General features: G+C 65.3%; 15 protein-coding genes. 4 read left to right on the forward strand and 11 right to left on the reverse strand.

Annotated features, from left to right (window positions below; genetic code table 11):
• Positions 1-28: 28 nt before the first annotated feature.
• Genes PDMSB3_RS10435 through PDMSB3_RS10450 form a run of 4 tightly spaced genes read right to left on the reverse strand, consistent with a single transcriptional unit; the run spans position 29 to position 6,003 of the window.
• Positions 29-850, reverse strand: a complete 822-nt coding sequence (locus PDMSB3_RS10435; RefSeq protein ID WP_007181797.1) for an FAD binding domain-containing protein — start codon at positions 848-850, stop codon at positions 29-31.
• Complete coding sequence (locus PDMSB3_RS10440) at positions 847-3,885, reverse strand: xanthine dehydrogenase family protein molybdopterin-binding subunit (RefSeq protein ID WP_165186069.1); 3,039 nt, start codon at positions 3,883-3,885, stop codon at positions 847-849. The genes PDMSB3_RS10435 and PDMSB3_RS10440 overlap by 4 nt, the downstream gene beginning before the upstream one ends.
• Entirely contained in the window at positions 3,882-4,526 is a 645-nt protein-coding gene (locus PDMSB3_RS10445; RefSeq protein WP_007181795.1) for a UbiX family flavin prenyltransferase, read from the reverse strand. Before PDMSB3_RS10445 ends, PDMSB3_RS10440 begins: the two co-directional genes overlap by 4 nt.
• The gene (locus PDMSB3_RS10450) at positions 4,519-6,003 is read right to left on the reverse strand and encodes a UbiD family decarboxylase (RefSeq protein WP_007181794.1); all 1,485 of its coding nucleotides are present in this window, start codon (positions 6,001-6,003) and stop codon (positions 4,519-4,521) included. Before PDMSB3_RS10450 ends, PDMSB3_RS10445 begins: the two co-directional genes overlap by 8 nt.
• Before the next feature lie 305 nt (positions 6,004-6,308).
• Here PDMSB3_RS10450 and PDMSB3_RS10455 point away from each other — a divergent pair, with 305 nt between their 5' ends.
• The gene (locus tag PDMSB3_RS10455) at positions 6,309-7,295 is read left to right on the forward strand and encodes a LysR family transcriptional regulator (RefSeq protein WP_007181793.1); all 987 of its coding nucleotides are present in this window, start codon (positions 6,309-6,311) and stop codon (positions 7,293-7,295) included.
• 91 nt (positions 7,296-7,386) lie between these two features.
• Here PDMSB3_RS10455 and hpnK read toward each other — a convergent pair whose 3' ends face one another.
• From hpnK to PDMSB3_RS10470, 3 genes are read right to left on the reverse strand one after another with little or no spacing between them, the layout of a single operon-like run.
• A complete protein-coding gene (gene hpnK, locus PDMSB3_RS10460) occupies positions 7,387-8,211 on the reverse strand; it encodes a hopanoid biosynthesis-associated protein HpnK (protein WP_007181792.1) in 825 nt (274 codons plus the stop codon).
• Positions 8,201-9,475 carry a bacteriohopanetetrol glucosamine biosynthesis glycosyltransferase HpnI gene (hpnI, locus tag PDMSB3_RS10465; protein WP_007181791.1) on the reverse strand — a complete coding sequence of 425 codons (1,275 nt, stop codon included), beginning with the start codon at positions 9,473-9,475 and terminating at the stop codon, positions 8,201-8,203. Before hpnI (PDMSB3_RS10465) ends, hpnK begins: the two co-directional genes overlap by 11 nt.
• 12 nt (positions 9,476-9,487) lie before the next feature.
• A complete protein-coding gene (locus PDMSB3_RS10470; RefSeq protein ID WP_007181790.1) occupies positions 9,488-9,838 on the reverse strand; it encodes a hypothetical protein in 351 nt (116 codons plus the stop codon).
• Between the two features lie 330 nt (positions 9,839-10,168).
• Here PDMSB3_RS10470 and PDMSB3_RS10475 point away from each other — a divergent pair, with 330 nt between their 5' ends.
• Together PDMSB3_RS10475 and PDMSB3_RS10480 are read left to right on the forward strand one after the other, a co-directional pair.
• Positions 10,169-10,828: a response regulator gene (locus PDMSB3_RS10475; RefSeq protein ID WP_007181789.1), complete on the forward strand. Its 660-nt coding sequence runs from the start codon at positions 10,169-10,171 to the stop codon at positions 10,826-10,828.
• Positions 10,825-12,228, forward strand: a complete 1,404-nt coding sequence (locus PDMSB3_RS10480) for an ATP-binding protein (protein ID WP_035518604.1) — start codon at positions 10,825-10,827, stop codon at positions 12,226-12,228. Before PDMSB3_RS10475 ends, PDMSB3_RS10480 begins: the two co-directional genes overlap by 4 nt.
• Positions 12,229-12,356: 128 nt before the next feature.
• Here the strand turns inward: PDMSB3_RS10480 and PDMSB3_RS10485 are convergent, their stop codons facing one another.
• The 4 genes from PDMSB3_RS10485 to PDMSB3_RS10500 all read right to left on the reverse strand — a co-directional run bounded on the left by PDMSB3_RS10485 (position 12,357) and on the right by PDMSB3_RS10500 (position 16,411).
• Positions 12,357-13,352, reverse strand: coding sequence for a flippase-like domain-containing protein (locus PDMSB3_RS10485; RefSeq protein ID WP_165187457.1), 996 nt, complete (start codon positions 13,350-13,352; stop codon positions 12,357-12,359).
• A gap of 102 nt (positions 13,353-13,454) precedes the next feature.
• Positions 13,455-14,615 (reverse strand): bacteriohopanetetrol glucosamine biosynthesis glycosyltransferase HpnI, encoded by a 1,161-nt coding sequence (hpnI, locus tag PDMSB3_RS10490; protein WP_007181786.1) that lies wholly within the window; start codon positions 14,613-14,615, stop codon positions 13,455-13,457.
• Positions 14,612-16,033 carry a hopanoid biosynthesis associated radical SAM protein HpnJ gene (hpnJ, locus tag PDMSB3_RS10495; protein ID WP_007181785.1) on the reverse strand — a complete coding sequence of 474 codons (1,422 nt, stop codon included), beginning with the start codon at positions 16,031-16,033 and terminating at the stop codon, positions 14,612-14,614. The genes hpnI (PDMSB3_RS10490) and hpnJ overlap by 4 nt, the downstream gene beginning before the upstream one ends.
• A 174-nt stretch (positions 16,034-16,207) precedes the next feature.
• Positions 16,208-16,411, reverse strand: coding sequence for a cold-shock protein (locus PDMSB3_RS10500; RefSeq protein ID WP_007181784.1), 204 nt, complete (start codon positions 16,409-16,411; stop codon positions 16,208-16,210).
• A gap of 405 nt (positions 16,412-16,816) precedes the next feature.
• Here PDMSB3_RS10500 and PDMSB3_RS10505 point away from each other — a divergent pair, with 405 nt between their 5' ends.
• Positions 16,817-18,262 carry an NAD-dependent succinate-semialdehyde dehydrogenase gene (locus PDMSB3_RS10505; RefSeq protein ID WP_007181783.1) on the forward strand — a complete coding sequence of 482 codons (1,446 nt, stop codon included), beginning with the start codon at positions 16,817-16,819 and terminating at the stop codon, positions 18,260-18,262.
• Positions 18,263-18,275: the final 13 nt, after the last annotated feature.

Consider the following 18,275-nt stretch of genomic DNA (forward strand, 5'->3'; position numbering starts at 1 on the left):
TGCACGACGTTGCCGTTCGATGTGTTGCTCACTTCGCCTCCTCGATCACGCGCCATCCGAGTTGCCGGACCAGATGCCGGCGATAGGTCGCGCTGACATGCGCGTCGTCCTGCGCGCCCAGCTTCCAGCTCAAATCGTTCAATGCGCTGCGCAGATCTTCGTCACGCAGACGCGGCCACTGCTCGACCACCGGCCGGTCCGCCACGCCGCCCACGGCGAGGCGGATCGAATCGTCCGTCACCACGGCCGCGCAGGCCACCATCGCGAAGTCGCCGTGGCGCGCGGAGAATTCCGTGAAGCCATACCGTTCGCCCGGCCGCCTGAGCGGAAAGCGCACGGCTTCGACCAGTTCGTCCGGCTCGCGCGCCGTCATCAACATGCCTTGAAAAAATTCGCCGGCCGGCAGCACACGGTGTTTCTTCTTCGAGCGCAGCATTACGTCGCCGCCGAGCGCCGCCAGCACCAGTGGCAATTCCGCGCTCGGGTCGGCATGCGCCACCGAGCCGCACACCGTGCCGCGATTGCGAATCTGGAAGTGCGAGATATGCGGGAACGCCATTGCCAGCAACGGCACTTCGTCGCGCAGCGATTCGCGCCACTCCACGCTGCCTTGCGTCGCCGCCGCGCCCACTATCAGCAGGCCGGCCTTGTGATCGACGCGCACCGAGTTCAACTCGTCGGTGCGCGAGATGTCGATCAGCATGCGCGGTTGCGCGAGCCGCATGTTCAACACCGCCATCAGCGACTGGCCGCCTGCGAGCACACGCGCATCCTCGGCGTATTGCGCGAGGGCGTCGAGCGCATGCTGCGTGGTCATGGCGCGCAGATAATCGAACGGCGCGGGTTTCATGCCTGTCTCCTGAAACGGGCCAGCAGGCGCGAGAACCACGAGCCGCCCGCGTGGACCGGTTTGCCTGCCGCCTGCCGGCCCAGCGATTCAAACAGTTGCCGCAGCACGACCTTGGCCGCGCCTTCGAGCATGCGTCCGCCCACCGCCGCGACCTTGCCCGACACCTGGGCTTCGTAGTCGTAGGAAAGACGCGTGCCCTTGTCGATCGGCGCCAGTTCGACGAGGCCGCTGCCACGCGCGCTGCCGAGCGACGACATGCCCGCACCTGCCAAACGCAGCCGATGCGGCGCGTCGATTTCCGACAGGCCGATCTTCGCCTCGAAGCGCGCCTTGATCATGCCCACGCCGACTGTCACGTCGGCGCGATACTGGTTCGCGCCTTCGGCTTCGAGCGCATGGCAGCCGGGAATCACTCTGGCGAGCGCGACCGGATCGAGCAGCACGGCGAAAATCGCTTCCGGCGACGCGGGCAGATCGACGCTGCCCTGCGCGGTGAGCGCCTTGCCGCCGCCCGGCATCGCCGGTTTGGCCGCGGACGCTTCACGCAACTCGGGACGCGACGGCGCGGGGTCGTCCATGCCCACGAGCGCCATCACTTTGGAAGGTGTCAAAGGCAAACGGATATCGTCGACGCCGAGCGCGTCCGCCACCGCATTCGCGATGCAAGGCGGCGTGCTCATGTTGTTGCCCTCGCCGAGTCCTTTCGCGCCCAACGGCGTGAACGGCGACGGCGTTTCCAGATGGACGATCACCGGATCGGGCACTTCGCAGGTAGTCGGCATCAGATAGTCGGCGAGCGTGCCGGACTGGAAGCTGCCGTCAGCGCCGTAGCGGAATTCCTCCATCAACGCCGCGCCGAGCCCTTGCGCGAAGGCGCCGCGAATCTGGCCGTCGGCGAGCGCGGGATTGAGCAGCGTGCCGGCGTCGTGCGCGGTCACGTAGCGGTCGATCCGCACGCGGCCGGTAGCGCGATCCACTTCGATCCCGCACATGTCGAACGCAAACCCGTAAGCCGCCGATGTGTTGATGCGATCGTTCCCGTCCGGCGCGGCCATGTTCGGCGGATTCCAGAACACAGTCTCGCGCAGGCCCGGCTCTTCGCCTTCGGGCAACAGCGCGGGTGCCCAATGCGGCGCATTGGCGGCGACGCGGCCGAACGGCTGCGCGCGATCCTCGGCGCCCTTTGCATAGATGCGGCCTTCTTCGAAACGGATGTCGTCCGGCGCGCACCCCAACTGCTTCGACACGATGCGCGCGATCTTGTCGCGCACGCGCACGGCAGCCAGATGCACCGTGCCCGCCACCGCCCCGGCGAAGCGGCTCGAATAATTGCCCGCCGCCACCGACCACGCGTCCTTGTGCGTATCGAATTCGACATTGACGACCACGTCCTGCGGCGCGACACCGAGCACATCCGCGACCACCTGCGCGCACACCGTCATATGCCCCTGGCCCGCGGGCGTCGACGCAATCGTCACCACCACGCCGCCGAGCAGATCGACGCTCACCGTCGCGCTAGCGATCGCGCCGCTCTTCGGTCCGGCTTTCCTGCGCGCGTCGGCGGGCATCACGGTCGTGATGTAGCCCATGTTCGATACGGACGGTTCGACGATCGCCGCGAAGCCGATGCCGTATAGCCGCCCTTCCTTGCGCGCCGCGTCGCGGCGCGCCAGCAGTTCGTCATGACCGCCTTCGGCCAGCGCGCGGCGCAGTGCTTCCTGATAGTTACCGGAGTCGAGCAGCGCGCCGGCCGCGGCGCGATACGGGAACGCATCGGCGGCGACGAAATTGCGGCGGTACACGTCGAGCACATCGAGCTTCAATTCGAGCGCGATACGCTGGATCAACCGTTCGAGCGCGAAATACACCTGCGGTCCGCCGAAGCCGCGTACCAGACCCGTCGGCGTCTTGTTGGTCAGCACGACGCGATTGCGCACCAGCAGATTGTCGATCGCGTACGCGCCGGTCAGGCAGCCATGCATGCGATAGAACGTGGCGGGTTCCGGCGCGCGCAGGTAGCCGCCGCAATCTTCGAGTTGATCGTAGGCGAGCGCCGTAATACGGCCGTCGCTTTCCACGGCCGCTTCGAGCGTCGAGACGCGCGCGGTCGCGGAGGTCGCCGCGCTCAGATGTTCGAGCCGGTCCTCGACCCATTTCACCGGCGCGCCCGCCTTGCGGGACGCGAGGCACATCAGCACGACATACGGAAACACCGCCTGCTTCACGCCGAAGCTGCCGCCCGAATCGCGCGGCGCCTTGTGGCGCAGACGGTTGGCGGGCACGTTCAGCGCCATTGCCATCACCGCATGCAGCGAGAACGGGCCCATGAAATTCGACGTGACGTCGTAGCCTTCGTCGCCCGCCAGATACTCCGCGATCACCACGCCGCATTCGATCGGCGCGCAGCTGTTGCGCGGATAATGCGCGACCAGTTTCACGCGATGCGGCGCCCTCTCGAACGCGGCTTCCGGCTCGCCGTAGCGGAAGTGCCGGTCGCTGATCACGTTGCTGCCCACTTTCTCGTGCAATACCGGCGACTGGTCGCTCGCCGCCTGTTCGATCGACGTGACCGGATCGAGTGTCGCGTACTCCACCTTGAGCAGATCGAGCGCGTCTTCGGCGATGGCGCGCGATTGCGCCAGCACCACGGCCACTGGTTCGCCCACGTAGCGCACGCGGTCCATCGCCAGCGCCCACTGTTCCATCGGCGATTTCACGCCGACCACGAAGGGCCGCGACCAGGCGCGCAGATCGTCGCGTGTCAGGATCGCGCGCACGCCGGGCAGTTTCGCGGCGGCGTCCGTGTCGATCGACACCAGCTCCGCGTGCGCGTGCGGCGAGCGCAGGATCGCGGCGTGCAGCGTGCCGGGCCGCACGCCGATATCGTCGCCATAGCGGCCGCGTCCGGTGAGAATGGCGGGATCTTCCAGACGTTGCATCGGGCGGCCGAGGTGCCGCTGCAGGCGTTTCTCCAACGCCGTGTCGCGTTCCTGCGTCGCGGTGTCGCCTGCATGGAGCATGTCGCGTTGATTCATTGATCTACTCCCGCGCGGCGCTCACCGAATTCATCGGCGAGTCCGCTCCAGCGCCGGGCGATCTCGCGATGCTCGATACCGAACAGATCCAGAATGCGCCCCACGGTGTGATCGACCACATCCTCGATCGTCCTGGGGTGCGCGTAGAACGCGGGCACCGGCGGCATGACGATCGCGCCCATCTCGGTGGCGAGCGTCATATTGCGCAGATGCGCGAGGTTGAGCGGCGTTTCGCGCGCGACCAGCACGAGCCGGCGGCGCTCCTTGAGTATCACGTCCGCAGCACGCGTGAGCAGGTTGTCGGCGAAACCGTTGGCCACGCCGGCGAGCGTCTTCATCGAGCACGGCGCGATCACCATGCCCGCCGTGATGAACGAACCGCTGGCTACGGCCGCGCCGATGTCGCGCACGTTGTAGACCACATCGGCGAGGCGCTCCAGGTCGCCGCGCGTCATGCCGAGTTCCTGGGCCGCGGTGAGCGCGCCGGAGGCCGACACGATCAGGTGCGTTTCGTGCGTGCCGAGGCGCCGCAACGCGGCGAGCAGACGCACGCCGATCATCGCGCCGCTCGCGCCGGAAAGGCCCACCACGATACGCTCGCGCGTCTGCTCACGCTTGTGCTCGCGCTCCTGCTCAGCCATGAGCGTCATCCAGATATGCGTCGAACGCGGTGTTGTCAGCGGCGACGAGCGCGTCCAGATCCACCGTGTCCTGCCCCGGAATACGCACACGCGTGAACACGTGCGACGCGTACACCACCGGCCGCGTGGCGTCGAGGCCCATCTTCGCGCTCACGCCCTGCAAGTGCGGCGGCGCGTCTTCCGGCTGGCCGACGGTGGTCGACGGATCGAGCAGCGAGCCTTGCGCGCCTTCGATCACGACCAGATCGCGGTCGGCCTGAAAGCGCGTGGCGACGGCCCATTCGATTTCAGCCGGATCGTGTACGTCCACGTCGGTATCGACCACGACGACCTGCTTGATGTCGTAGTGCGCGCCGAACGCGCACAGAATCACGTTCTTCGCTTCGCCTTCGCGCTTCTTGTCGAACTGCACCCACAGGTGGTAGCGGCACACGCCGCCCACGGACAGATGCACGTCCTTCACACCCGGATGACTGCGTTGCAGGTGCGCGAGCAAGCTCGCCTCGCGCGGAATCGCGCCGAGCAGCAGATGCTCCATTTCCGCCGGCACGATCGTATGAAAGATCGGCTTCTCGCGATGCGTCACCGCCGTGACTTCGATCACTTCGCGCGCTTCCTGAGCGCTGTAGTACTTCGGAAATTCGCCGAACGGGCCTTCCAGTTCACGCACGTTGGGCAGGATGCGGCCTTCTATCACGATCTCGGCGAAGGCCGGCACGTTCACGCCGTGGCTCACGCATCTGACGACGGGCAGCGGCGCGCCGTGCAGCGCACCGGCAATTTCCAGCTCGTCGGAGTCGATCGGGGAAATGGCTTGCGAGGCGAGCATCGTCAACGGATCGACGCCGATGGCAATCGCGACGTCGAGCGCCTCGCCCGCCTCTTCAGCAGTCTTCTGAAAGGCGTGCAGGTGACGCGGCAGCAGCAGGATCGCCATGCGATCGGGCCCATGCACCTGAATACGGTTGATCGAAACGTTCTGCACGCCGGTACGCGGATTGCGTGCAATCACGAGGCCCGCGGTAAGGTACGGGCCGTTGTCGTGCTCGCTATGGGTCGGAATCGGCAGCAGTGCGTGCAGGTCGATGCCGCTGGTATGCACGACCTGCTGGCAGGCCGCCTCGGCACGCGGGATTTCCTGCGAGGGAAGCGGCCGCCCGGCCGCGTCGCGAAAGCGCGCCAGCAGATCGGCCTCGGCTACGCCCATCGCTTCCGCGATCCAGGCGCGGCGCGACATGAACCCGCTGACCACCGGCACCTCGTGACCGCCCGGCTGCGTGAAGAACGCGGCTTGCGTGCCGTCCAGGCGCTTGGCGATCGCGGCGAGTTCGTGTTCGAGCGCCACCGGCCGGTCGATCGTGGCGACCCGGCCCGTGCGCGCCAGATGCGCCAGCCAGTCGCGCAGCGTGAGCGCGCCGGACGGGCGGCTCCACGCCAGGTGAAAAGTGCCGTGCGATGCGGCATCGCGAGTGTTCATCCACGTCTCCATCAATGCCTGGCTTGAGGTCCGGAGCGGACCGCCAGTCGATGACGAAAGCGTAACGAGATCGGCTTATAACTTCTAATATTGATTATTGATGCTTCGAATCATTCCTGATGATATGCGTGTTAGCACCAATGACAGCCTTTTGTAGGCAGGATACCAATAGCTATTGCACGAGGCAGCGGCGCTTCCGGCGAACCGGCGAGCCGCGCCGAAGCGTTCGTGACGTACCGTTCGGGCCTTCATCTGATACGGCGCGGCATGCTCATTACCTTTGCTGATGTTTTATTCATTCCCACATGGACCTCCGGCAAATCCAGTATTTCATCGCGCTTTTCGAAGACGGTTCGGTCACGCGGGCAGCGAAACGCCTGAACATCGTGCAGCCCGCGCTCAGCATGCAGATCGCCAAACTCGAGGACGAACTGCATCAGCAGCTATTCGAGCGCAACGCCCACGGCATGGCGCCGACGGCGGCCGGCCGGCTCATGTACCGGCTCTTTCTGCCGATCATGCGCGACCTCGCGCACGCGCGCCAACAACTCGTGCAGCGCGACGAGGTGGTGACCGGCCATGTGTCGATCGGGCTCATTGCCTCGGTGACGGAGAGCGTGCTGGCCGATGCGCTGTCACGCTTTCACGCGCGCTATCCGCATGTGGAGGTGACCGTGGCGGACGGCTACAGCGCGACGTTCATCGACTGGGTGGCGGGCGGGCAACTCGACGCGGCCCTGATCAACAAGCCGCGCGCGCGCCTTTCGCTCGACTCGCAGCCCTTGCTCGACGAGGAAATGGTGCTGGTGACGAGCGCCACGCACGGCCCGGAACTGCCGCATGCAATCGAACTCGCGCAACTGCCGGAACTGGAACTGGTGCTGCCGACCAAGCGCCACGGCTTGCGCGGCGTGCTCGATACGGCTGCGCAGCATGAAGACGTGCTGCTCGCGCCGCGCTTCGAGATCGACGTGTTGAGCACGATCGTGAAACTGGTGGAAAGCACGCACTTTGCGACCATTCTGCCGCGCATCGCCGTGCAGCGCGCGGTGCACCAGGGCACCCTGCGTGCCTATCCGATTCTCGCGCCGCGCATTGTGCGGCATATCGTGTGCGTGAGCCATCCGCGGCGCCCGTTGAGCGCGGCGGCGGATGCACTGGTGTCGATCATCGCCGACGAATTGCGCCAGGTGTCGAGCGAATCGGAACTGGATGCGACCGTGACGGGCTCATCCGCCGATGCGTCGGGTGAATCGCGGTCAACGCCTGTTTCCAGAGAACGTTCCGCGTGAACGGCGGGTGATTGCGATCGCAAAGAAGGTGGGCCAAAACTTTTTATATTATTCGGATACCCAGGCAGTTTTTGGCCGGTGGGGATCTTCTTCAGGGAGCCAGCACGTCGCCAAACCCACCGACCCGCACACCTGCCAAGCGAATCGCCATCGCGACCCTGGCCGATAGAAGCGCTTGCAGTTCCGCTTCGTGCCGGTAATCCCGCATGCCGTCGCTCAACGCCCGCTCCCCCGCCACGGCGGGATGGCAATAAATCTCCCCCACCCCGTGCGGCAGATCGGCGAGCGCCGCAAGCCACGCCGCTTCATCCATCCGCCCGCTATCGGCGATTCCCACCGCATAATCGTTATGCGCGATGCCGGCGCGATCCAGACGCGCCTTGACCTGCGCGATCCACGGCCGCAACCACAGCGGCGCATTCGCTTCGAACGGCAGGCGCATGGCCTTCATACCGTACTCGCGGCCAATCTCCAGAATCAGTCCGAGCACCGTCGGGTGCAAATGAAAATGCTTGTGCGTGTTGACGTGATCGAGCGTCAGACCGGTTTTTGCAAACGCTTCGAACTGCGCGCGAATCTCACACGCAAGCTGCTTGCGCACATGCGGCAAGCAGAAAAACCGCGCGCCGTCCCACACCATGTTGCTGCCGAAGCGGCCATGCTCGTCGACCAGGGCGGCAACGCGCTCGCGCGGTGCAGTCGCGTCGCCGTCGGCCAGTACCAGATGCAGGCCAACCCGCAGTTGCGGCAATGCGCGGGCGCGTGTCACCGCGTCGGCGGCGGCCGGCGCACCGACCATCAGACTCGCGGCGCTCAGCACGCCTTCGCGATGCGCGCGCTCGACCGCCTCGTTGACTCGCGCGTGCAGGCCGAAATCGTCGGCGGTGACGATCAGTCCGCGTGGCTCAGTTGCCATCGGACGCCTCCACTACGTCCATTACGTTCAGCGCGCCCTTGTGCGCGGCCATCGGCGTGGAACTGCCGACTGGCACGCGCGCCCCGCGCCACACCACATGCGAGCCGAACGCGCCGGCCAGCCATTGCAACGCCAGCAATGCATCGCGCAACGGCACCAGCGGCAGATCACGCCAGAAAGTGCGTTCATGGCGCGCGGCACGCAGATGCATCAGCAGGCGGGCCGCCAACCCGGTCGCCGTGCCGGTTGCGCTCGTGAGCGCGGCCCACGCGTGGAGCGCATCGGATGCGCTCGCTGCGAGGCCTGCGGTGAGCCACGCGCCGGTCAACAGCCAGGGCGTGGGGAACGTGATGAAGAGGAACGCGAAGCCCAGCGGATTCACCGAGCGGATCGTGCGCAGCCAGCGCGTTTCGCGCTGCCACAAGGCGTAAAACGTCGGCTCGATCACATCGGTGGCGACCATCACGCGCGACAGCACGGTTCGCAGTCCGAGGGCACGTACGTGTTCGGCCAGCCAGTAATCGTCCGCGAGACAATTTTTCAGCGCCTCGAAACCGCCGATGCGCTCGAGCGTTGCGCGCCGCAACGCGAGCGTCGCACCGAAGCCGAAGCGGCGCGAGCCGGCCGCATGCGCGACGCGCACCGACGGCGCGAACCACTCGTTGATGAAGAGCGCGCCCACGCGCGGCCAGAAGCCGCCGACGCCTTGCGCCACGTAAAGACACGTGACCACGCCCACGCGCGGATCCGCGAGCGGCGCGGCCACGCTGTCGAGATAGTCGGCTTCGACGGCGATGTCGCTGTCGGCAATCACGATCACCTCATGGCGGGCCCGCTCCGCCATGTTGATCAGGTTGCTGACCTTGAGGTTGCTGCCGTGCACGCGCGTGTCGATCGCGAGTTCGATGTCGTGCGTCGGATAGGCCGCCTGCAAACGGCGCACCACGGCAATAGCCGGATCGTCGGGCGACGATACGCCTAGCACGAGCTGGAAATATCCATGACGCTGTTCGCAGAAGGTTCGCAGATTTTCGTAGAGACGCGGCTCGGCGCCGCACAGCGGCTTGAGCACGCTGACGCCGACATATGCGAACGGATACAGCGCAGACGAGGCGCGCAACGCGTCTTGAGCGGGACTGGCCGCAACGCTGCGGCGCGAGGCATAAAACGGCATTGCGACCGCCGCCAGCATTGCGTAAAGCGATGCGCCGGTGCAGCCGGCTAGAAGAACCCACTGGCATGCCGTCAGTACGTGTGCCGCCATTGTCCGGTTCCGTCAGCGCTCAGCCAGCACGAACGGTCTACCCGTCAGGCGCAGATGAAGAATCACGAGCCAGCGCCGCGGGCAGTTCGAGGCAATCGCGAAAGGCCGCGCGGGCCGGCCTGCGCCCGTTGCGTAATGCCCCTCGCGCGCGAGTTCGAAGGCTGCGTGCGCGAACTGGCGCGTCACGATCACGCCGCTGACGATCACCGCAATGGCCAGCAAGCGGAACGGTGTGGAATTGAAGGCGTGCTGGGAAACCGGCAACAGCAGCAGCCCGAGGCACACGAGCACCTCGGTGCCCATGGCCGTGAGCGAAGCCACCAACAGGTGGGCGCGCAGCATGTCGACGGTGACTGGCTTCATGACTGGGTCTCGTGGCCCGACGAAATGCACGGCGCCATGTATTGACGCAACTTGCCGGCGTGGAAAATCGCCGGTCGTCCATCTCATCGATGTGCTTACGATTGAACTGCAATGACGTGGCAACAGAGCCGCCGCCGCATGGCCGCAATCACGCCGCGGCAGTGACCTGTTGAGGGGCGATAGTAGCGAGTCAAGCTGAAGGAAACCTTAAGGAATAAGGCGTATAAAGCGGGTGATGAACAGGATGGTTAAACTTCGGGTTACGGTTCGGCGCCTGTCTGACCATGCCGGCCGCCATGCAAGAAAACATCGAATGGAATGAATGGACTCATGCGCGTACTCCTCGTAGAAGACGACGATCTGATCGGCTGCGGTATCGAAGCGGGGCTGCGTCAAGCGGGCTTCACGGTCGACTGGGCCCGCGACGGCCATAAGGCCGGACTCGCGCTCGACACCACCGTGTACGCGCTGGTGGTGCTCGATCTCGGCTTGCCTCGCGTATCGGGCATGGAACTGCTGAAACGGCTGCGCGATTCGGGTAAGGACGTGCCGGTGCTGGTGCTGACCGCGCGGAGCACGGTGCTCGACCGTGTCGGCGGCCTCGAAGCCGGCGCCGACGACTACCTCGGCAAGCCCTTCGATCTGACCGAACTGATCGCCCGTTGCCGGGCCTTGTTGCGCCGTGCGCAAGGCCGCAGCGTCGAGCAGATCCGCTATCTGGACCTGACGGTCAATCCGGCCGCGCAAACCGTCGAAGTGGGCACGAGGCGCGTGCCACTCACCTCGCGCGAATGGGCGATCCTGCTGCAGTTGCTGACCAATCAGGGGATCCCGCAATCGCGCTCACGTCTCGAAGAGAGCCTGTACGGCTGGCAGGAGGAAATCGAGAGCAACGCGATCGAAGTGCACGTGTCCAATCTGCGCAAGAAGCTCGGCGCGAAGCTGATCAAGACGGTGCGCAATATCGGTTACGTGATGGAGAAAGAATAATGGGCGCGTCGATTCGCCGGCGCCTCGCGTTGCTGGTGCTCGCCAGCATCGTACTGATGTGGGGCATCGCGCTCGTGTCCAGCTATCGTCAGGCCACGCGCGAAGTCGGCGAATGGGAAGATGCGCGGCTCGCCGAACTCGCGCAGATTCTCGCCCTGCTCGATCAGCGCAATCTGAGCACGCTCGCCAACGCGCGCATCGACGTGCGCGAAGAGGAAAGGCACGGCGAGCCCGGCGCCAACGACAACGACGACGACGACTCGCTGCCTCGCGACGCACTATTCCAGGTGCGCGGCCGGAGCGGCGAAGTGCTGGCGGGCAGCCCGCAATTGCGCGAACTCGGCGCATGGGATCTGCCCGTGCCGGTCGCGAGCGGTGCGCGCGACATCACGCTCGGCGGCCAGATGTATCACTCGTTCACTTTGCGCGACACCCTGCTCGGCCACACGGTGCGCGTCTTCGAACTGGCCAACACGCGCAGCGACCTGGTGAGCGGCGTCGCGAGCCGGATCGCCCGCCCCACGCTGATCGCGCTGCCGGTGCTGGCGGTGCTGGTATGGTTCAGCATCGGCTGGAGTCTGGCGCCGCTCAGGGTGCTGTCGGGCGCGATTCGCGCGCGCGACGTGAACCGGCTGGAGCCGGTCGATATCGGCCGCGCGCCGACCGAGGTGCGCCCGCTCGTCGATGCGATCAATCTGCTCCTGTCGCGTTTGCTGCACTCGCTGGAGCGCGAACGCGCGTTTACCGCCGACGCCGCCCATGAACTGAAAACGCCGCTTGCCGCGATCAAGGTGCAGGCGCAGGTGGCCCTGGCCGAAACGGATAAGGCGCGGCAGCGGCTCGCCATGGAACGCGTGGTGCAAGGCGTGGATCGCAGCGCGCGCCTCGCGGAGCAGTTGCTGCTGCTCGCGCGTCTGGACGTGCACGAAAAGATGACGGCGGCGCCGCTCAAACCCGCCGTGGTCGCAAAGAACGCGCTGCTCGCCAACGAGCGCAGCGCACAGCAGAAAAACATTCACGTGACGCTGACGGGCGACATGCGCGCCGAGATCAACGCGGAGCCCGTGCTGATCGGCATCCTGCTCGACAATCTGCTCGATAACGCGATCAAGTACGGGCGCGCCGGCGGCAGCATCGAAGTGGCGGTGCAGCACGCCGAAGACCGCATACAGGTGACCGTGCGCGACGACGGCCCCGGCGTCGCGCCAGGCGATCTCGACCGTCTGACGAATCGTTTTTTCCGGGCGACCGGCAATCAGGCCACCGGCAGCGGGCTGGGCCTTTCGATCGTCGCGCGGATTGCGGAACATTTCGGCGCGAGCCTGCGTCTCGGCAAAGGCATCGGCGAACGGGGACTCGCGGTCGAGGTGTCGTTTCCCGCTTATACGCAGGCGAGTTGAGGAGAAAGCAGAAGCGGGCCTCGCATCGACGCATCTCGCTTGTGAGGGTGCGCTTTCCCGCGTCCACGCGCCCCATGTGCTGCGAACCGTTGTGCCTTGGTGATCCTGCGGCGCGCGCCGTTCGGTCTCTAAGGCGCGCGCTCGAACGCTCGCTGCGGCGCCCGATTCGACGACTCCGCGAACTGCCACGCAATCAGCCCCGGCACGAATATCACGAGATCGCGAATCCGGCGCGCACCGGCCAGCGCGAGACAGATGGAAGGATCGAGGCCGAGCGCGCCGCCGATCAGAATGAAGCCGCCCTCCTGCACGCCCAGGCCGCCCGGCACGAAGAACGCCGCGCTGCTGATCGCCTGGATCAGCGATTCGATCACCACCGCTTCGACGAGCGTGACGTGCACGCCGAGAAAGTACAGCGCCAGCCAGATTTCCAGCGACGTGAGAAAGCACTGCAGCGGTTGCCAGAAAAACAGATAGCGCAGCACCACGCCACGCCGCCGCCAGATCAGCTTGATGGCCTGATCGATCTGCGCCGACTGGCCGACCAGCGCGGCAAGCTTGCCGCTCGTCATATGATTGAGTGCGCGCGTGATGCGTTCGAACGGACTCGCGTGCTGCACGAGCGCGAACAGCACGAGGAGCGGCGTGAGCACCACCACGCCCCAGGCCAGTTGCCCGGCAAGCCTGAGCGTGTCGGAATGCGCATGCGCGAACAGAAAGCCGATGCCGACCATCGTGAAGAGCAACTGGCTGATCACCGTAAGCTGCATGTCGACGATGATGCTGCCCACCGCCGTGGACGGCCGCACGCCCCAGCGCCGCAGCATGCGGAACGACACCACTTCGCCGCCGATGCGCGCCACCGGCAGCATGCTGTTGACCGATTCGCGCACCCACGCGAGGTGCAGCATGTTGAAGATGCCGGGACGGTTCGCGCCGCGAATCAGCGAACGCCAGTCGCAGGCATTGGCGAGCATCGGCAGCACGTGCGCGAGCGCGGCTAGCAGCAGTCCCGCGCCGGCCGCGCGCAGTGCGCCGAGCACGGCGCCGGGATTGTCGTGCCAGACGAGCCAGAGCGACGCCAGCAGGCCGGCTAGCGCGGCCACGCGGCCGAGATGCTTCATCACGCGCCCACCTCGTGCGCGCGCTTCCGGCGCGTTGCCCTGCGTTCAGAAGCTGCTTCGAAAAAACGATCCATCATGCCAATCCACGCTGCCCTTCGTCCGTCATTCGTCCTGCGCCGCCGACAACAGGCCGTCGCCGTCCACCTTGAAGCTGAAGCCTCGCCAGATCACGCGCGACGAGCAGAAGCTCGCGACGAAAATCGCAAACGATACGATATCCCATAACGGCAGCAGCCACAGGTCGCGATGCGCCTGCTTCAACGCACGATCGGACAGCAGTTTCAACGCGAGCCGCGCGCACATGGCGGCCAGCGCGAGCGACCATGCCCACCATGCGCCGCCCGAGAAGACGAGCGCAAGCAGCGCGAACGCGAACGGATGAATCAGCGCCGAGCCGAGATGGCCGAGCGGATCGATGCGGCGGATCGTGCGGCTCCAGCGCAGCTCATGCGCGATCAGTTGCGCCGCACTCGATTCCACGCACGCATGCGAGATCGTGAACGGCGGGATCGCCACTTTCTCGCCGGTCATGCGCACCGCTTCGCCGATGGCGTGGTCTTCCGCGAGATGCCGCACGAACGGCGTCAGGCCGCCGATTTTTTCGAGCGTATTGCGCCGCATCGCAATGGTCTGGCCGAAGCACGGGCGCGCGAGCCCAAGCGCGAGACCGGTCACGACGCCGGGCAGGAACTGATAGTTGGTCGCCTTGGCCGACAGACGCGGCCAGAAGCCAGGATCGGGCTGTCCGCGATACGCGCAGGTGACGAGCCCCACGCCGGGTTTCTGCAATTCGCCAATCACATTGCGCAGATAGTCCGGCTCGACGCTCACGTCGCTGTCGGCGAAGACGAACACGTCGTGCTGTGCTTGCGGCAGCATATTGAGGATGTTGCTGATCTTGCGGTTCGGCCCGTAGAGACGCGCATCGGCCACCACGGTGATGTGCGCGTCGGGATAGAGGCGCCGCAGTTCGTCGACGGTTTGCAGCGCGGGATCGGCCGAATCGTGCACGCCGAACAGAAACTGCACGGGCCCCGGATAGTCCTGCCGGCAGAAGCTGGAGAGATTGTCGAGCAGCGCCCACTCGTTGCCGTGCAGCGGTTTGACGATCGTGACCGGCACGAACTCGGTCGGCTCGGACACCGCCCGCTCGAAGAACCGTCCGATCAGCGCACCGGCAAGCACGGTGTAGCCAATGCCGAGGACCGCGGCCGCCGCGCTGGCGCAGGCCAGCGTGACGGCGACCAGATGCGCGGCGCTCACGCCTCGTGGGCGCGCAGGAAACGGAAGAATTCGACGCCCTCGCGCAGGCGCCGTTTCATCATGTCCCAGCTCGTCAGCATCTCCCGCAGGATTTCCCAGATCTTCGACGGCCGGAAATAGAAACGCTTGTAGAAGTTTTCGAGCTGATGGTAAATCTCGTCGCGCGACAGATGCGGATAGCCGATCGCCGCCAGTTGCACGCCTGATTTGCTCACGAGGTTGATCACCTTGTTCTCTTCGAGCCAGCCGTTGTCAACCGCCTGGTTATAGAGCGTCGTGCCGGGATACGGCGCCGCGAGCGATACCTGGATCGTGTGCGGATTGATCTCTTTGGCGTATTCGATCGTCTTCTGGATCGTGTCCTGTGTTTCGCCGGGCAGACCGAGAATGAACGTGCCGTGAATCTTGATGCCGAGTTTGCGGCAATCGTCGCTGAAACGGCGTGCGATGTCCGTGCGCAGACCCTTCTTGATGTTCAGCAGGATCTGGTCGTCGCCCGATTCATAACCGACCAGCAGCAGGCGCAGGCCGTTTTCCTTCATGATCTTCAGCGTCGAGTACGGCACGTTCGCCTTCGCATTGCACGACCACGTCACGCCCAGTTGCCCAAGACCGCGGGCAATTTCTTCGACCCGCGGCTTGAAGTCGGTGAAGGTGTCGTCGTCGAACATGATCTCCCTGACTTCAGGCATGTTGTCGCGAATCCACTTCACTTCCGCCAGCACGTTTTCGACCGAGCGCGTGCGGTAGCGATGTCCGCCCACGGTTTGCGGCCACAGGCAGAAGGTGCACTTCGAGCGGCAACCGCGGCCCGTGTAGATCGACACGTACGGGTGCTTCAGATAACCGATGAAGTAGTTGTCGATCTTCAGATCGCGCTTGTAGACGGGCGCGACGAACGGCAGCTCGTCCATGTTCTCGAGGATCGGGCGCGCTTCGTTGTGCTCGATCGAACCGTCGGCGGCGCGATAGCTCAGACCCTGGATCTGCGCAAACGGCTTGCCTCCGGCGACTTCCTGACAGGTGAAGTCGAATTCCTCGCGGCAGACGAAGTCGATCGCTTCGGTAGCCGTCAGCGAATTGTGCGGATCGACGGCGACCTTCGCGCCCACCATGCCGATCAACACGGACGGTTTGCGCTTCTTCAGGTCTTCGGCGAACAGGGCGTCGGTGGGAAAGGACGGCGTGCTGGTGTGGATCACCACCAGATCGTATTGCTGCGCAATGTCCAGCGTTTGGTCGACCGACAAACCATCTGCCGGTGCGTCGAGCACGCGGCTGTCGGGCACGAGTGCGGCGGGCTGTGCGAGCCACGTGGGATACCAGAACGAGCGGACTTCACGTTTGGCCTGATAGCGCGAACCCGCGCCACCATCGAAGCCGTCGTACGACGGCGCCTGCAAGAACAGGGTTTTCATGGATGCTCCAGCAAGCCTTGTATCGGCGCTTTCAGTTCTCTATCGACAAACTGTCGGAACTATTTCCCGCCGGGCGGCGGGTAATCGCGCAAATACTACGGAGCAAAGCTGAAGGAAACCTTAAGTAAAAACTGACCGGCCGCGCGCCTGTCACACGCGAACCGGCCCATGCGTTCAGACCGGCTTGATATCCGCCGCCTGCTTGCCCTTCGGCCCCTGCTTGATTTCAAAGCTGACCTTCTGGTTTTCCTGCAACGACTTGAAACCCTCGGAGCGGATCTCCGAGAAATGAGCGAACAGATCTTCGCCGCCGTCGTCGGGAGTAATGAAGCCAAAGCCTTTCGCGTCGTTAAACCATTTCACTGTACCGGTTGGCATGTCGATTCCTCATGTGCATCTGGGTTGATTGGCCTGCATTGGCCGGGCTTCGCCTGCCGCTTCTGAAGGTTGCCTCGCGTGCTGCTTCGGCGCTGCTTGCTGCCTTGCGTAACGCTCGCGCCTCGTTTTGGCAACATCCACGGCCGCGGGATCAGGCCGGTTTCTGCCACTGCTGCTCGACTCTACGCCTCTTTGCGCGGCACCGCTTCGACCCGTTTTCCGCTGCCGCGGCAGCCGCGCGGCAAGACGCGTGCCGCATGCCACGCGCGAGGCCGCCCATCGGTGCGATTTCGCGCAATCAGATAAGATGTTTGGAATCGGCAGTCCATCCAAGGCCCGCGCAGGTCCAGCCCCGTGCTCGACGATCGCGCGGCCTGTCGTTTTCCCCTATACAGGAACCCCAGCATGGCCATCTCGAGCTATACCGATACCCGACTTCTGATCAACGGCGAATGGTGCGACGCCGCCAGCGGCAAGACCCTCGACGTCGTCAACCCGGCCACCGGCCAGGCCATCGGCAAAGTGGCGCACGCCGGCATTGCCGATCTGGACCGGGCGCTCGCCGCCGCGCAACGCGGCTTCGAAGCCTGGCGCAAGGTGCCGGCCAACGAGCGCGCCACGACCATGCGCCGCGCCGCCGCGCTGGTGCGCGAGCGGGCCTCGGACATCGGCCGTCTGATGACGCAGGAACAGGGCAAGCCGTTCGCCGAAGCACGCGTCGAAGTGCTGGCGGCGGCTGACATCATCGAATGGTTTGCCGACGAAGGCCGCCGCGTCTACGGCCGGATCGTGCCGTCGCGCAACCTGGCGGCGCAGCAACTGGTGCTCAAGGAGCCGATCGGGCCTGTGGCGGCGTTCACGCCGTGGAATTTCCCGGTCAACCAGGTCGTGCGCAAACTGAGTGCCGCGCTCGCGTGCGGCTGTTCGTTCCTCGTCAAGGCACCGGAAGAAACGCCGGCGTCGCCGGCAGCACTGCTGCAGGCCTTCGTCGAGGCCGGCGTGCCGGCGGGTACGGTCGGCCTCGTGTTCGGCGACCCGGCTGAAATTTCCAGCTACCTGATTCCGCATCCGGTGATCCGCAAGGTCACGTTCACCGGTTCGACGCCGGTCGGCAAGCAACTGGCGGCACTGGCCGGCGCACACATGAAGCGCGCAACAATGGAATTGGGCGGTCACGCTCCGGTCATCGTGGCGGAAGACGCCGACGTGGCGCTCGCCGTCAAGGCCGCGGGCGGCGCGAAGTTCCGCAATGCCGGCCAGGTCTGCATCTCGCCCACGCGCTTCCTGGTGCACAACAGCATCCGCGAGGAGTTCGCCGCGGCGCTGGTCAAGCATGCTGAAGGCCTCAAGCTCGGCGACGGCCTCGCCGAAGGCACGACCCTCGGGCCGCTCGCCAACGCCCGCCGCCTGACGGCAATGAGCAAGGTGCTCGACGACGCGCGCAAAACCGGCGCCAAGGTCGAAACGGGCGGCGAACGCGTGGGCTCGGAAGGCAACTTCTTTGCGCCCACCGTGCTGACCAACGTATCGCTCGAAGCCGACGTGTTCAACAACGAGCCGTTCGGCCCGATCGCGGCGATTCGCGGCTTCGACAAGCTCGAAGAAGCGATCGCGGAAGCGAACCGCCTGCCATACGGTCTGGCGGGCTATGCGTTCACGAAGTCGTTCAGTAACGTGCACCTGCTGTCGCAGCAACTGGAAGTCGGCATGCTGTGGATCAACCAGCCGGCTACGCCGTCGCCGGAAATGCCGTTTGGCGGCGTGAAGGATTCGGGTTACGGTTCGGAAGGCGGCCCGGAAGCGATGGAAGGCTACCTGGTCACCAAGGCGGTATCGGTGATGGCGGTTTAAGACGGACCGAGGC

Origin of the sequence: Paraburkholderia dioscoreae (genome assembly GCF_902459535.1) — a bacterium.
Classification (GTDB): domain Bacteria; phylum Pseudomonadota; class Gammaproteobacteria; order Burkholderiales; family Burkholderiaceae; genus Paraburkholderia; species Paraburkholderia dioscoreae.